13 protein-coding genes are annotated in these 14,819 nt (G+C 65.3%); 6 read left to right on the top strand and 7 right to left on the bottom strand.

The window, feature by feature from the left end:
* Nucleotides 1-9: 9 nt before the first annotated feature.
* Nucleotides 10-4,134, bottom strand: coding sequence for a UvrD-helicase domain-containing protein (locus EJV47_RS07030; protein ID WP_126692437.1), 4,125 nt, complete (start codon nt 4,132-4,134; stop codon nt 10-12).
* Nucleotides 4,135-4,234: 100 nt separating this feature from the next.
* On the opposite strand from EJV47_RS07030, the gene EJV47_RS07025 reads away from it, so the two are divergent.
* Complete coding sequence (locus EJV47_RS07025) at nt 4,235-4,630, top strand: hypothetical protein (RefSeq protein ID WP_126692436.1); 396 nt, start codon at nt 4,235-4,237, stop codon at nt 4,628-4,630.
* A 23-nt stretch (nt 4,631-4,653) separates the two neighbouring features.
* On the opposite strand, the gene EJV47_RS07020 is transcribed toward EJV47_RS07025, so the two are convergent.
* Together EJV47_RS07020 and EJV47_RS07015 are read right to left on the bottom strand one after the other, a co-directional pair.
* On the bottom strand, nt 4,654-5,241 hold the full coding sequence (locus EJV47_RS07020) for a hypothetical protein (protein WP_126692435.1): 588 nt from the start codon (nt 5,239-5,241) through the stop codon (nt 4,654-4,656).
* Between the two features lie 36 nt (nt 5,242-5,277).
* The gene (locus tag EJV47_RS07015) at nt 5,278-5,706 is read right to left on the bottom strand and encodes an acyl-CoA thioesterase (protein WP_126692434.1); all 429 of its coding nucleotides are present in this window, start codon (nt 5,704-5,706) and stop codon (nt 5,278-5,280) included.
* Nucleotides 5,707-5,797: 91 nt separating this feature from the next.
* Between EJV47_RS07015 and EJV47_RS07010 the strand changes: the two genes are divergently transcribed.
* A complete protein-coding gene (locus tag EJV47_RS07010; RefSeq protein WP_126692433.1) occupies nt 5,798-6,496 on the top strand; it encodes a hypothetical protein in 699 nt (232 codons plus the stop codon).
* A gap of 170 nt (nt 6,497-6,666) precedes the next feature.
* On the opposite strand, the gene EJV47_RS07005 is transcribed toward EJV47_RS07010, so the two are convergent.
* Entirely contained in the window at nt 6,667-7,365 is a 699-nt protein-coding gene (locus EJV47_RS07005) for a DNA alkylation repair protein (protein WP_126692432.1), read from the bottom strand.
* Between the two features lie 248 nt (nt 7,366-7,613).
* On the opposite strand from EJV47_RS07005, the gene EJV47_RS07000 reads away from it, so the two are divergent.
* Together EJV47_RS07000 and EJV47_RS06995 are read left to right on the top strand one after the other, a co-directional pair.
* Nucleotides 7,614-7,805: a cold-shock protein gene (locus EJV47_RS07000; RefSeq protein ID WP_059070568.1), complete on the top strand. Its 192-nt coding sequence runs from the start codon at nt 7,614-7,616 to the stop codon at nt 7,803-7,805.
* A gap of 418 nt (nt 7,806-8,223) precedes the next feature.
* Nucleotides 8,224-10,149 (top strand): DEAD/DEAH box helicase, encoded by a 1,926-nt coding sequence (locus EJV47_RS06995; protein WP_126692431.1) that lies wholly within the window; start codon nt 8,224-8,226, stop codon nt 10,147-10,149.
* 241 nt (nt 10,150-10,390) lie between these two features.
* Here EJV47_RS06995 and EJV47_RS06990 read toward each other — a convergent pair whose 3' ends face one another.
* Nucleotides 10,391-10,858 (bottom strand): PA2169 family four-helix-bundle protein, encoded by a 468-nt coding sequence (locus EJV47_RS06990; protein WP_126692430.1) that lies wholly within the window; start codon nt 10,856-10,858, stop codon nt 10,391-10,393.
* Between the two features lie 96 nt (nt 10,859-10,954).
* On the opposite strand from EJV47_RS06990, the gene EJV47_RS06985 reads away from it, so the two are divergent.
* A complete protein-coding gene (locus EJV47_RS06985; protein ID WP_126692429.1) occupies nt 10,955-11,458 on the top strand; it encodes a DUF6756 family protein in 504 nt (167 codons plus the stop codon).
* Between the two features lie 2 nt (nt 11,459-11,460).
* Here the strand turns inward: EJV47_RS06985 and EJV47_RS06980 are convergent, their stop codons facing one another.
* A complete protein-coding gene (locus EJV47_RS06980; protein ID WP_243651047.1) occupies nt 11,461-12,711 on the bottom strand; it encodes a BaiN/RdsA family NAD(P)/FAD-dependent oxidoreductase in 1,251 nt (416 codons plus the stop codon).
* 171 nt (nt 12,712-12,882) lie between these two features.
* Nucleotides 12,883-13,707, bottom strand: a complete 825-nt coding sequence (locus EJV47_RS06975; protein ID WP_126692428.1) for an SDR family oxidoreductase — start codon at nt 13,705-13,707, stop codon at nt 12,883-12,885.
* 140 nt (nt 13,708-13,847) lie between these two features.
* Between EJV47_RS06975 and EJV47_RS06970 the strand changes: the two genes are divergently transcribed.
* Nucleotides 13,848-14,723, top strand: a complete 876-nt coding sequence (locus EJV47_RS06970; protein WP_243651045.1) for an SDR family oxidoreductase — start codon at nt 13,848-13,850, stop codon at nt 14,721-14,723.
* Nucleotides 14,724-14,819: the final 96 nt, after the last annotated feature.

Genomic DNA, 14,819 nt, shown 5'->3' with positions numbered 1-14,819 from the left:
TCATAGCCGTCAGCACCCAAACGCCACTACTTCCTCCGTTTCGAAGTAGTACACCAGCCCGCGCACGTCCTGGTAGCCCAGGCGCCGGAACAGCTGCCCGTACTGACGCAGCATGGTCTGGTGCCGCGGCTCGGGCGGGGGCACGCGGAAGTCGATGAGCGTGACGCGGCCCGGCGCCGGCCCTTCGTTGGGCTCGAACACCACCCGGTCGGGCTTGTAGTCCTCGCGCGGGGTGCCGCCCACCAGGATTTCCCGCTCCGTCTCGGCAATGACCTCGGGCCGGAAATACGGTGCCAGCTGCGCGTTCTGCACGATTTGCCGCAGCCGCTGCAGCAGCTCGGGCTGCTCGCGGCGGCTCACCAGGCCCTCGGCCGTAAGCTGCCCGGCCACCCGCTCCACGTCCTGGGCCGTGATGACGCGGCGCAGGGCGAAGTGCAGCTTGCGGTTCCAGTCGCGCTGCTGCTGCTGCTCCGAGAAGTCGAACACCGTGCTGGCGTGCCGCCGCAGCCGCAGCCGCTCCTCCCAGGCCGCCGTGGCCAGGTTGGTCAGCGGGAAGAGGGTGTCGCGTTTTTCGTTGTTCGTTATTGGTTTTTCGGTGCTGGCTGTCGATTGACTGCCGTCTTCCAGCAGTTGCTCGTTGCCGGCAGCGTCCGTCTGCGAATTATTAATTATTAATTCTTCATTATTAATTAATTCCCCGGCGCTCAGCACGTAGCTCATCTGCTCCTCGTTCCAGAGGCCGCGGTCCGTCAGGTAGCGGTGCAGCAGCTGGGCCACGTTGCCGGCGGGCGCGGTGGCGTCGTCCTTGGCGGCGCGGCCGGCGTCGGGGCGGCGGGTGAGGATGTAGAGGCGCTGGCGCGGGCGGGTGAAGGCCACGTAGAGCAAGTTCAGGGCCTCCACGAAGGTTTTTTCGCGCTCCTCGGCGTACTGTGCGGCCAGCACGGTCTGCGTCAGCTCCTTGCGCTGCTTCACCACGGCCACCGGCGGCATGTCGGGCACGGGCTTGTCTTCGTCGGCGAGCCGGCCCCAGAGGTAGGCCCCGCCGAAGGCCGAAGTCGGCTCCAGGCTCCAGTCGGCCCAGGGCACGATGACCACCCCGTAGGCTAGGCCCTTGGCCTTGTGCACGGTGGTGATGGTGACGGCCCCGCCGCGCCCGGCCGGGGCGTTGATGCTCAGGTTGGCTTTGCGCTGGTCCCAGTAGCTGAGGAAGTTGCCTAGGTTGTTGCCGTAGCGCAGGGAGTATTCCAGCGTCAGGTCGAGGAAGCGGAACAGGTACTCGCTTTCCTCGCGGCGGTGCAAGAGCCCAAACAGGCCCATGAGCGTCTCGCACAGCTCGTACAGGTCGCGGTTGCCGGTTTGCTGCTCCTGCACGTCGTAGCCCAGGCGGCGCAGCTCGTCGAAGAAGGGCCGGCTGCGCGGCTCCTTGGCAATTTCGGCGATGCGCCGGGCGCGGGTCGGAGTGGGGGGCACGCCGCGCACCACCTTGTCGACCAGCAGCAGGGCTTCCACCCGGGCCAGCGTGTCGGCCGGCTGGTGCAGCACCCGCAGAATGGCCACCAGCAGGTTGACTACCTCCGCAAATTCCAACGACAGCGAATCGGCCGAAATAATGTCGTAGCCGCGCTCCTTCAGAAACTTGGCCACCCGGCGCGACTGGTCGCGGCGGCGGCAGAGCACGGCCACGTCTTCCAGCCGAAAGCCGTCGGTGAGGGCCTGCTCCACCAGCGCCAGGGTGAGGTAGAGCGTGCTTTCGTCGTAGTCGAGCACCTCGGCGTCGAGGTGGCCGGGCAGGGGCTGCTCGGCGTAGCGGCCCTCGGCGGGGCGGTACAGGCGGGCCGGGGCGTCGTGCTGGGTGAGCAGGATTTCGACGTGGGCCTCACCCCCCGGCCCCCTCTCCCGCGGAGAGGGGGAGCCTGACGATTGTTGTTCTGACGGGGCGGAGCTGCTCCGCTGGTGCTCCGCAGCCCCGCCGCGGGCTTCAGCAACGGCGTTGTCGGCTGCCGATAGGGCCTGGCGGACGCTGCTCAGCACCTGGGATATGTCCTGCAGCACCTGCTCGTTGGTGAAGCGAATCACCCGGTAGCCCAGACCTTCCAGCTCGTAGGTTCGGCCGGCGTCGTAGGCTGCCTGCTGCGGGTCGTTGTGTACCTCGCCGTCGACTTCGACCACCAACATGGCCGGGATGCACACGAAATCCACGATGACGGAGCCAATGACGTGCTGGCGCCGGAACTTGGCGCCCTGCTTTTCGTCACGCAGTTCTTGCCAAAGTGCGTCCTCGGCCGGCGTGGGGCGACGACGCATTTCCTTCGAAAATTCCGACGTCTTATCCCAAGTGCGCGCGTCAGCTGTCATCACAAACTCCCTAACCGTACCGTGCGGCTGCAACACTTCGTCGGCAGCGGGGCTGCGGAGCGTGAGCGGAGCAGCTCCGCCCCGTTGCACGGAATCGTCCGGCTCCCCCTCTCCACGGGAGAGGGGGCCGGGGGGTGAGGCCTTTGAAGGCGCCTCCTGCACAAACCCCTCGTCGTAAATCTGCTGTACCAACGGGAACCCCGGGTGACCCTGCGAGACGTGGGTGAAAAAGTCGTTGTTGAACTCGATAATCTGCGGGCCCGAGCGGAAGTTGGTTTGCAGGGAGCGGGGCTCCAGCGCCCCGGCCAGCCCGATGTAGCGCTCGGCCAGGATGGCGCGCATGTCCAGGTCCTGGGCCCGCTCCACCAGCGCCCGGGGTGCCCCCTGGTAGAGGCGCAGAATCTGCTCCATCTCGCCGCCGCGCCAGCGGTAAATGGCCTGCTTGGCGTCGCCCACGGCCAGGCTTAGGTGCCCGAAAGCCACGGCGTTTTCCACCAGCGGCAGCAGGTTGTTCCACTGCAGCTCCGAGGTGTCCTGAAACTCGTCGATGAGCAAGTGCTGGTACCGCTCGCCCAGCCGCTCGTACAGGAAGGGCACTGGCTCGCGCAGCACGATGCTGGCGAGGCGGCGGTTGAACTCCCCGATGAGCACCACGTTGCGCTCCTGGCTGACTTGCTGCACGGCCTTGCTCAGCTCGCTCAGCAAGGACACGTGAAACAGCTGGGGCAACAGGCCCTCGATGAGCAGGTACTGGCTCAGGTAGCGCTGCTGCAGCAATTCCAGCTCCTCAAATGCCTCCGTCAGCTCCCCGGCCACGGCCTCCAGCGCAGGCTTGAGCGCGCCCTTCATGGCGTCGCCGCTGCCCCACTTGCCCGATTCGGCCGCCTTGCGCGCGGTGCTGGTGGGCGTGCCGGCGGGGTCGTCCAGCCAGCGCAGGGGCCGGGTGAAGTGCGAGTGCACGCCCCGGCTGCCGCCGGCCAACTGGTCGGGCAGCAGGCCGTGGCGCTCCAGCGCGGCCACGGCCCGCGCGCCGGCGGCCTCAAACTCGCCCCGAATCTGCTCCCGCCGCTCCTTCAGCGTCTTGTGCAGCTGCCGAAACTGCTTCAGCTCCATCTGCTGCAGCTGGGCCACCGCCTCGTGCACCGATTCGTTGAGCAGAAACTTGCCGAAGCGCATGATTTCCTCGGGCAGCATGTTCCAGCTGCGGCCTTCCTCGGCCTTGCTCAGGGCGTAGTCCTGCAGGGTGCGCGTGAGCAGCTCGTGCTCCTGCCCGCGGTTGACCTTGTCCAGCAGCAGCGCCACCGCCGCGTGCAGCACCGACTCGTCGTCCAACTCCACCTCGAAGGCCGCCGGCAGCCCCAGCTCTCGCGTGAAGGCCTGCACCACCCGCTGCACGAAGGAGTCGATGGTGCTGACGGCGAAATCGGCGTAGTGATAGAGCACCAGCCGGAACGTTTGCTCGGCGCGGCGGCGCAACTCCTGCTCCTGCAGCTCGGGTGCGTCGGGCGGCAGCAGTCCGTCCTCGGCCATTTCCCGGGCCAATTCAGTCAGTAGCGCGTCGGCCTTCGCATCGGTGCCGGGGTGCACGAAGCCGCGCAGGGCCCCGATGATGCGCTCCTTCATTTCGGCCGCGGCGGCGTTGGTGAAGGTAATGGCCAGGATGCTCTTGTAGTAGCCCGCTTCGCCCGCGCCCAGGGCCAGGCGCAGGTATTCCTTGGTGAGCTGATAGGTTTTGCCGGAGCCGGCAGAAGCGGAATAAATGCGGAAGGTAGCGGGCATTGGGGGCGGTAAAAGCAGATGGCAAAGGTCGGGGGAATCGTTCTAAATTGGCCGCGCCGTCGGCCAATACAACTAGGATATTCCGCCGCGCCCTTAGCACATGACAGCAACAGGCAGATATTGGTGGGGATACGCCCTCTTGGTGGCAGGGCTGGTAGCGCTGATGGCAGTCGGGTTGGACTCGCCCTTCGTGAAAGGCGGCATGGGCCAGGTCGATGAGCAACTGGCATTGGGTGGTCTACTGCTAGGCGGGCTGCTGCTAACCCTGGCAGCCGGGCTCCGCCGCTGGTTCGACCAACTGCTCCTTCCTTTGCTGGCCGTTCCACTGCTTCACCGCTTAGTCGCAGCCGTCAGTGAGCAGGTCGTCTCCAGCCCCGTGCTAGACCTGAGCAAACTGCAGTGGTTCAGCGGGCTGATGTACACCAGCACACTGCTGAGCTTTTATGGGCTGCTGATGCTTTACAAGCAGTGGCAGAAAAGAGTGGTACGGGCCTAGAGCTGCCGCACGGGCATTAGCAGCTAATCGTCGTCACGGGCTGCCAGTTGCTGATACCGTCGGATATGCCGCCGCTTCTGAGGCCAGCTCAACTGGCGTTGCGCGTGGAGCCAGCGCAGCGTCCGGGCTGCTGATTGGCGTTCCAAATGCGTCAGCAGGACCTTGTTCGCCCGGACCAGCGTGTCGACGCGGTACTGCGGAGTGGCGCGATACCGTTGCAGCATAAAATCCACGACATTGCGTGTCGTGCCAATGCACCCGCACTGCGCTTCAAACGTGGCCCGGTCGCGCCGGTGTTGGCGCAGCAGCGGCAGTAGGTCCGCGTCCGGCCGTTCGGAAAGCGCCCAGAGGGCGTAGCTGCGCACCACCGGAGAGCGGTGCTGCAGCAAGGCATGCAGCTCGGCGTTGCTGCAGTAGCGGCGCAGCGAATCAAAGCGGATGAACTGCCGCGGCGTAACCGGCGCCCGGCCCACCAGCTCGCATTTAAGCTGGCCCACGTAGGCCAACTGCTGGCTCACGCGCGTGACAAAAGCAGTCCGAGCGGCTGTTTGCCCGAAGAGCAGCGCCGGCCAGCCCAGGCAAAAAGCAATCAGGATCAGGCGCTGCGGCATAAAGCTAAATTATAAACCCGGTGAAACGCCGCCAAGCTACCCCACCGGCCCCCACAGCCGCTCCACCACGCCGGGCTCCACCCGCTTGGGCCGCCCGGTCTGCGGGTCCAGCAGCACCCACTTCGTCTCGGCCTCGCACAATAATGCCCCGTCCGCAATCCGCTCGATACGGGTAAAGCGCTGCGAGGTAGCGCCCTTGAACTCCCCAATCCAGGTCGTCAGCCGCAGCTCCTCGCCCAGCAGGGCCGATTTGCGGTACCGGATGTGGTGCTCCTGCACCACCCACACGTACTGCTCCCGCTCGCCCGCGGGATAAGCCGTGAGCCAGTGCGCCCCGGCAATATCCTGAATCCACTGCACGTACTGCACGTTGTTGACGTGGTTTAGCTCGTCGATGTGGGCGTCGACGACGGTGACGGGCTGGGAAAAGCGGAAGGCGGGGGTAGGGGAGTCAGGGGTAGTCATGGGCGGAGCTGCAAAGGAAGGTGCTCGTACGCAAAAACCTTCGCCGCGGCCCGGCAGTACACCCTAGCACCAACCATTGCACCCTTTAGTCATGCCTTACGAACAGGACTTTGAGTTTCGGCCCATGAACGACCGGCGCCCCCAGGACGAGCCCCGCAACCAGCACGGCCACCACCACCACGACGATAACCGCCGCTCCGGGGACGACCGGCGCCGCCAGGGCAGCCGCTACGAGCACGATACCCCCCAGCGCGGCGACCGGCACGATGAGTACGACCGCAGCCAGCCCCGCGGCGACTACGGCCGCGAGCCGGGCTCCTTCAGCTACGGCCGCCGCTCCGAGTACAACGACCCCTACGACGTCGACAACTCCTACAGCACCTCGCGCGAGCGGCAGAACCCCCGCGCCTTCCACGGCGGCCTGGGCCCCGGCCAGTACGAGGGCGACTACCGCGGCGGCCGCGGCTACTATTCCGACGAAGACCCGCGCTGGCGCCGCGGCCACGAGGCCGACCGCCCCCAAAGCCGCGGCCGTCAGCACGACCCCTACGACGACCGCCGCAGCTACGACCGGCCCTCGGGCTACGGCCAGCCCGGTGAGCGGGTGCGCCAGATCGACGACCAGTACGGCCACGACGGCTACGACGGCAGCAGCCAGGGCGGCCGCTACCGCGAAGACAACCGCTACCGTGACGATAACTACCCCGGCCGCGACCGGGCCCGCGACGACCGGGACGGCCGCTACCACTACCCCGACGAGGACGACCGGCGCGACAACCGCCGCCGCTAAGTAGGTAATTAGTAGCCAGTATCAGGACGAGAGTAGCTGCCGGGCGGTTCCTGGCAGGGTTAGTACCCTGCTATTAGCCACGGCTGGCCGCCTGATTCGCCGGCCAGCAGGCACATAGAAAAAGGCGCGAAGCTCAGCTTCGCGCCTTTTTCGGTTTTGGGAGCCAGCGGCTAGGCCTTTACCGTCTTGCGGGCCCACATTTTCGCCAGGTAGGGCCGGATGGCTGGCGTCTGGCAGGCCGTGTCGCCGTGGTCGATGCTGACGGGGCCGATGCGGTCGGCGGCTTCTTCCACGCGCCGGCGCAGGGCTTCGCTGCGGCCGCCCAGGGCCAGCAGGGCCCCGTTCATACCTTCCTTAGCCCGGTTCGGGGCCTGCTGAAGCTGCTGCTCAATGCGGACGATGTACGGCTCAAATACTGCATCCGGTGCGGTAGCGTCCTGCTGGGCCAGGCGGCTGAGCAGGGCGTAGCCCAGGCGCTGCCGGTACTCGTCGGGGGCCTGCATCCAGGCCTCGGCCTGCGCCCAGGCGAAGCCCGTGCCGGCTACCAGGCCCGCCAGCGCGTCGGCCAGGCTGTGGTTGCGCACGTCGGCGGCCCAGGCTTCGGCTTCGGCGGGCGTGAGCTGCTGGGCATCGGCCACCATAGTAGCCAGGGTGCGCGCGTCGAAATTGCCGCTCTGCCAGAGCTGCTGGGCTACGTGGTGGGCGTGGGCTTTGTCTTTGCCGCGGCCCACCAGCTGCTTTTTCAGCTGGCCCAGGTGGGCGTAGCTCACTCCGAAAGTATTGGTGCCGAAGCCGTGGCGCAGGTAAATAGCGCGGGTCTGTTCGCTGCCCAGGGCGCGCAATTGGGCAAAGATTTCCTCGAAAGTCATGGCTGCAAGGGTGGGAGCTAACGAATTGTAACGCCGAAAATAAGGCCTGCCGGCCCCAGGGGCAATATGTAGCCGGGTTGCACCCCCGCGCAAGATTTTCTTTTACCGGAGAGAATTCCGACTATATTTACCGGCGTTTAAGATAAAATGCTTCCGTTTCACTGTGATGCATTCGGGTATTTGCCGGTTGTTTTCGCAGGGTTCTGGTGCGGTTTGGCTTAAATTTTTTTCTTCATCACCTCCTTACCATGCAGACAGGAACGGTAAAATTCTTCAATGAAACCAAGGGCTTCGGTTTCATCAAAAACGACGCGACTGGCCAGGACATCTTCGTCCACGTAACCGGTCTGATCGACGAAATCCGCGAGAATGACAAAGTGCAGTTCGAAGTGGCCGAAGGCCGCAAAGGACTGAATGCCGTGCAAGTACGCCGCGCCTAGTTCGCGCTGCCTGCAACGGATATACCGTCACCAAAGCGGCCCGCCTCCCCTGAGGCGGGCCGCTTTGTTTTGGCGGGCCGCGTACCGGTGGAACTAATGCCGGCCGCCGTGCGTCCGGCAGGGGCACTGATGCGGCCCATGGAGCCGCGGCCGCTGCGGGCACACGCTGCCCGGGCCGCCGGAGGCACGGCGACGGAAGATTACTATACTACCTCGCTTTTCGGCTATATTTTCCGTATCTTTGCACCCGCAATTGCAAATCGGTCCGCGTCCCGGCCGTGGCGGTTAGTGTTGTCTGCCGCTTGCCTCAAGAAAAAGAGAGTCTGTCTGCTGTCGTCGTCCGTTGTCCTGTCGTGTTGCGTAGGGAAAGGAACGCGCTGGTTTCCGATTGCTGTTCTGTCCACTCCCTACAAGACCAATGGAGAAAGTAAAATTTGAAGAGCTGCCGCTCTCGCAAGAGCTGCAGCGCGCCATCACGGATATGGGTTTCGAGGAAGCCTCGCCCATCCAGACGGCCGCCATTCCCGTGCTGCTCGAAGGCAAAGACGTAATCGGCCAGGCCCAGACGGGCACCGGCAAAACGGCCGCCTTCAGCATTCCCGCCATCGAAAAGCTCGATACCGATTCCCGCGAGGTGCAGGTGCTCGTGCTCTGCCCCACCCGCGAGCTGGCGGTGCAGGTATCCGGCGAAATCCAAAAGCTCGGCAAGTACAAGCGCGGCCTCTCGACCGTGCCGATTTACGGCGGCTCGTCGTACGACCGGCAGTTTAAGGCCCTGGAGCGCGGCGTGCAGGTGGTTATCGGTACCCCCGGCCGCGTAATGGACCACCTGGAGCGCGGGACGCTCAAGCTGGACCAGTGCAAGATGATCATCCTCGACGAGGCGGACGAAATGCTCGACATGGGCTTCCGCGACGACATCGAAACGGTGCTGTCGCAGATGCCGGAGGAGCGCCAGACGGTGTTCTTCTCGGCGACCATGAGCAAGCCCATCATGGAGCTGACCAAGAAGTATCAGCGCGACCCGCAGATCGTGAAGGTCAACCACCAGGAGATGACCGTCTCGAACATCGAGCAGATGTACTACGAGGTGCGCGGCCCGCAGAAAAAGGATGTGCTGTCGCGCGTAATCGACATGTACTCGCTCAAGTCGGTTATCGTGTTTGCCAACACCAAGCGCATGGTCGACGACATCGTGTCGGACCTGCAGGCCCGCGGCTACTTCGCCGACGGCCTGCACGGCGACATGAGCCAGCAGGCCCGCCAGAACACGCTTGACAAGTTCCGCAAAGGCACCCTGGAAATCCTCGTGGCCACCGACGTAGCCGCCCGCGGCATCGACGTGGACAGCGTGGAAGCGGTGGTAAACTACGACCTGCCCGCCGACGAGGAGTACTACGTGCACCGCATCGGCCGCACCGGCCGCGCCGGCAAGTCGGGCAAGGCCTTCACCTTCGTGTCGGGCCGCGACATCTACAAGCTGCGCGACATCATGCGCTTCACCAAGGCGCAGATTAAGCAGGAGCGCATTCCGTCCTTCGAAGACGTGTCGGAGGTGAAAACCACCGTGCTGCTCGGCCAGATCAAGGAAGTCATCGAGAAGGGCAACCTGGACAAGTACATCGGCCGCGTGCAGCGCCTGATCGACCAGGAAGAAGAGGTAACGTCGCTGGACATTGCCGCCGCCCTGCTCAAGATGGTGATGAAGGAAACCAAGCAGGCCGAAAAGGCCCTGGAATCGGACCGGGCCAAAGGCACGCCCCGCGAAGGGTACACCCGCCTGTTCGTGACCATGGGCAAGAAGGACCGCCTGCACCCGCGCGACCTGGTCGACCTGATTGTGTCGTCCTCCAGCATCGCCCCGGGCCGCGTCGGCGACATCGAGCTGTACGACAAGTTCAGCTTCGTGGAAGTGCCCAACGAGAACGTGCAGGAGATTGTGGAGCAGCTGGGCCGCACCTCGCTGTACGGCCGCCCGGTATCGTTCAGCCTGGCTACCCAGCGCGAAGCCGGGGCCGAAGGTGCTGAAGGCGAAGAGCGTCGTCCGCGCCGCACCGGCGGTTTCGGTGGCCCCCGCGAGGGTGGCTACCAGCGCCGCGAAGGCGGCTACGGCGGCGGTAACCGCGAAGGTGGCTACAACCGCGGCGGCTACGGCGGCGGCCAGCGCCGCGAGGGCGGCTACGGTGGCGGTGGCTACCGCGGCGGCGACCGGGAAGGCGGCTACCAGCGCCGCGAGGGCGGCTACGGCGGCAACCGCGGCGGGGGCAGCTACGGCGGCCGGCGCGACAGCGAAGGCGGCTACAAGCCCCGCCGCGACCGGAACGAGGGCGGCTTCGACGAATAAACCACGGATTCGGGCGGATTTGACGGATTGCACGGATTTCGTGGACGATTAATCCAGAAGCTCTGATACCTGAAAACAAGAAGGCCACCTCAGTGAGGTGGCCTTCTTGTTTGTCGGCTTGCGTGGCCGGCGGAACGTATCCGCCTACGAAATCCAAATAAGCCGAAAGGCTGGAATCAGGCGTTCTGATTAATCGTCCACGAAATCCGTGCAATCCGTCAAATCCGCCCGAATCCGTGATTTATTTCGACGAGTCGCGCAGGTTGCGGATGGTGTCGTGAGCTTCTTTGATGCCCGAGAACTGCTTGTCGATGATGGCTTTGATGTCGGACGGAATGCCCTGGGCCTGCGAGGCTTTTTCGTAGGCTTTCTTGGCGTAGTCTTCGCCCCGCTCGCACTCAGCCAAGATGGCGTGCCGGTCGTTGCCGGTCACCACGGCTTTGATGTTGATCCAGGCGCGGTGCGCGGTACCCACGATGCTGTCGGTCTTGCTTTCCTTCGACTCCTCGGGGTGCAGATTCAGGTTGTGCATGGCGTTTTCCAGCTCCGTGAGGTAGCCGTCGCGCTGCAGGGCGTATTTCTTGAAGATGTCCTTCAGGTCGGTGTCTTTCACGTCGGTCAGAGCTTCGGAGTAGCCCCGCTCGCCGTCTTTCAGAGTTTCTACCAGTTCGTTCAGGACGGTCTTGAGGGCAGTGTTTTCGCTGGCCATGGTGTTTGGAAGGTTGTGTGGAATGAATCAGGATGGAATAGCATACTTTACTGCCGGGGCCGGTAGAAGGTTGCGGCCGGTGCAGTATGATAACCTATGATGTGGACTGATATTCGACGGGAAATCGAACGGGTGCGGCAGGAATTAGGCTTGACGCCGGAGCAGTTCCGGCCGCTGGGGCTGACGGAGTGGCCGGCGGTGGAAAAGCGGATGCGGCTTACTTTCGGCGAGACGGGCGGCCCGATAGCGCAGCGCGCGTGGCTATGGGAACAGTACCCGGTGAAACAGCCCACGGCCGAGCTGGCCTACGATTACACGCAGCCGGCTGCGCAGGTAGCGGAGTTGATCTGCGGCACCGCTAGCTGCTTTGTGTTCGTCGACGACGTGCGGAACGAACGGCAGAAGCTTTGGTGGTACCAAGGCTCGGCAACTGCCATCCTGGCCCTGCTCGACGAAATACGGTGCACCCGAATAGGCCTGCTGGACAAGCATTTTGAGTGGATGTTGTACCTGGACCACCACGACGCCATCCTGGGCTATGGTGCGCCGATGGTTGAGCGGATGCAGCAACTGCCCGCCCGCAGGCAGCAAAGCCGGTAGGGCTAAACACCCGCCATTGCCCGCCCGGCGAGGTAGCCCGTGGTCCAGGCGGCCTGGAAGTTGAAGCCGCCGGTGATGCCGTCGATATCCAGCACCTCGCCGGCGAAATACAGGCCGGGCACGCGGCGGCTCTGCATAGTCTTCATGTCCACCTCGGCCAGCGGAATGCCGCCGCAGGTCACGAATTCCTCCTTGAAAGTGGTTTTGCCGCGCACCTGCAGGGGCATGCGCAGCAGCAGCTCGATGAGGCGGTTCTGCAGCTTGCCGGCCAGCTCACTCCAGCGCGTTTCATTGCCGATGCCGGCCTGCTCCACCAGGGTGCGCCACAGCCGCTGCGGCAGGCCGAAGAGCGGGTTGGCCAGCACGGTCTTCTTGCCGTGCTCGGCGCGGAACTGGTGCAGCCACTGGCGCAGCGGCTCCTCCTGCTGGGTGGGCAGCCAGCTGATGAGGGCCGTACCAGTGTACTGCAGCTCGTGCAGGCGGCGGGCGCCCCAGGCGGAGAGTTTGAGCACGGCCGGGCCGCTTACGCCCCAGTGCGTGACCAGCAGCGGGCCTTCGTACTCCAGCTTTTCGCCGGCCAGCACCACCCGTGCGTGCGCCACGCTCACGCCCATCAGCTCCTTGAGCGGGGAGTTGGGCACGTTGAAGGTAAACAGGGACGGTACCGGCTCCTGAATGCCGTGGCCCAGGCGGCGCAGCCAGTCGTAGGCGCTGGATTTGGGGTTGCCGCCGGTGGCCACCAGCAGCTTGGCTGCCCGCAGCTCCCGGGCCGGGGCCTGCGCCCCGCTGAGTGCCATGCGGAAGCCGCCCTCGGGCCCGGGCTCGATGTGCTCGGCCGCGGTGCCCGTCAGTACCCGCACGCCGGCGCGGCGGGCGGCATCCTCCAGGGCCTGGGCAATGGTTTCGCTGGAATCGGTAACGGGAAACATGCGGCCGTCGGGCTCGGTCTTGAGCTTGACGCCGCGGGCTTCAAACCAGCGCACCGTATCCGGGGCGCCGAACTGCCGGAATGGCTCCTGCAGCTGCTTGCCGCCGCGGGGGTAGTGCCGGGCCAGTTCCACAGGCTCGTAGCAGTGGTGCGTCACGTTGCAGCGGCCCCCGCCCGATACGCGGACCTTGCTCAGCAGCTTGGTAGTTTTTTCGAGCAGCACCACGCTCAGCCGCGGGTTGGCCTCGGCGCAGGCAATGGCCCCGAAAAAGCCGGCGGCCCCGCCGCCCAGCACGGCCACGTCGGCAGTCAGCAGGTCTTTCACGCGGGCAAAGGTACGGCAGGTGACCATGCTTGCCGCCTGCCAGTGGCATAAGCTTTAGCTTGTGCTGCAGCCAGAGGCTGCAAGATGGAGATGCGCCGTTGGGCGGCCTAGCTGACAGCGCGGGCCCGGATTGGCGCGTACCGCGCCAGCACAAGCTAAAGCTTATGCCACTTAGCAATGGGCCAGGGCCGCCAGCGGGTCGTCGTGCTGAAACCGGTACTGCACAACGGCGCGCAGCCGCGCGGTGCTGATGCGCTTACCGCCGCGGCCGTCTTCCCGAAACTGCGGGGCGGGTAGACCGAGCAGGGTGGTAGCAGCCTCGTAAAACTGCCAGCGCGAAGGGTGTTGAGCGGCGCACACGTTCAGCGTCGGGCCCCAGACGTCTTGCTCGATAACGGCCCGGATAACGCCCACGGCGTCGTCGAGGTGCAGCATGTTGACGGGGGCCTGCGGCTGCGCAACATCGGTGCGGCCGGCCAGGAAGCGGCCGGGTGGGCGGCCCGGGCCCATCAGGCCGCCCAGGCGCAGCACGGTGGCTTGCCAGGGCCGGCCGGGCTGGCTGAACAGCCACTCGGCCCGCAGCAGGTGGTTTTCGGCTTCGGCAGTGGCTACGGCGTCGGTTTCCAGCATCAGCCGCGGCTCGTCGGGGTACACGCCGGTGGAGCTGATGAACACCACCCGGCGCAGCGTTTCGTGGGCGGTCAGCGCCTCGGCTACGGGCTGCAGGGCGGCGTAGGCACTGCGGTCGGTAGCGGCGCGGAAGGGTGGCACGCTCACCACCAGCACCTCGGCGCCGGCCAGCAGCGGGGCTGCGTCGGCCGCAGTGGCCCCGCCGAGCTGGAGCAGGTGAGGGCGCAGGCCGGCGGCTTCGAGGGCGGGCAGCTTGGCGGGCGTGGTGGTGCTGCCGGCTACGGCGTGGCCGGCGGCGGCCAGGGTGCGGGCCAGGGGCAAACCCAGCCAGCCGCAGCCCAGGACGGCAATGGAAGTGGCATTCATAGGGCAAAGAAGCGGGGCCGCGACCAAACAATCGGTAATATTCCGGCGGCACGGCCGGAAAAGTATGCGGCATGCATACAATTTCCGGTAAATGCCGTTCTTGCGTCACCGCATTTCCCACCTCAACCCCCGAACCACTGATGTCCACTGCTCCCTACGCCCAACCCATGCTGCGCGACGGCGCCCTCGCCGGCAAAACCATCATCGTCACCGGCGGCGGCACCGGCCTGGGCCGCGCCATGACCACCTACTTCCTGCAGCTCGGGGCCAACGTGGTCATTAGCTCCCGCAAGCTCGACGTGCTGGAAACCACCGCCAACGAGCTGCGTGAGCAGACCCACGGCAAGGTGCTGGCCGTGCAGTGCGACGTGCGCAAGTACGATGAGGTGGAAAAGCTGCTGCAGCGCACCGTGGAGGAATTTGGCCGGGTGGATATCCTGGTCAACAACGCCGCCGGCAACTTCATCAGCCCCACCGAGCGGCTGTCGAACAAGGCCTTCGACGTCATCGTGGACATCGTGCTGAAGGGCAGCTACAACTGCACGCTGGCCCTGGGCAAGCACTGGATAGCCCAGCAGCAGCCCGGCACCATCCTGAACATCGTCACCACCTACGCCTCGGTGGGCTCGGCCTTCGTGGTGCCCTCGGCCACGGCCAAGGCCGGCGTGCTGGCCCTGACCCGCTCCCTGGCCGTGGAGTGGGCCAAGTACGGCATCCGCTCGGTGGCCATTGCCCCCGGGCCGTTCCCGACGGAGGGCGCCTGGAGCCGCCTCTTCCCGGAGCCGCTGGCCTCCAAGCTTGACCCGGCCGCCTCAGTGCCCTTGAAGCGCGTCGGCTCGCACCAGGAGCTGGCCAACCTGGCCGCCTTCCTCGTCTCCGACTTTGCCAGCTACATCAACGGTGAAGTGGTGACCATCGACGGTGGGGAGTGGCTCAACGGCGCCGGCGAGTTCAACAAGCTGGAGCTGCTGACGTCCGATATGTGGGACATGATCGAGAAGACGATGCGCCGGTAGGTCCTGCGCCGGTGCGAGTGGCAGTCATTGCGAGGCGCAGCCGAAGCAATCGGTCTTGGTCAACGTGCTGCCGCTACAATCCCTGCCGACAAAACA

Origin of the sequence: Hymenobacter gummosus, from assembly GCF_003970915.1 — a bacterium.
Taxonomy (GTDB): Bacteria; Bacteroidota; Bacteroidia; order Cytophagales; family Hymenobacteraceae; genus Solirubrum; species Solirubrum gummosum.
Note: the sequence above shows the minus strand (reverse complement) of the source record. Positions and strands in the feature narration are given on the sequence as shown.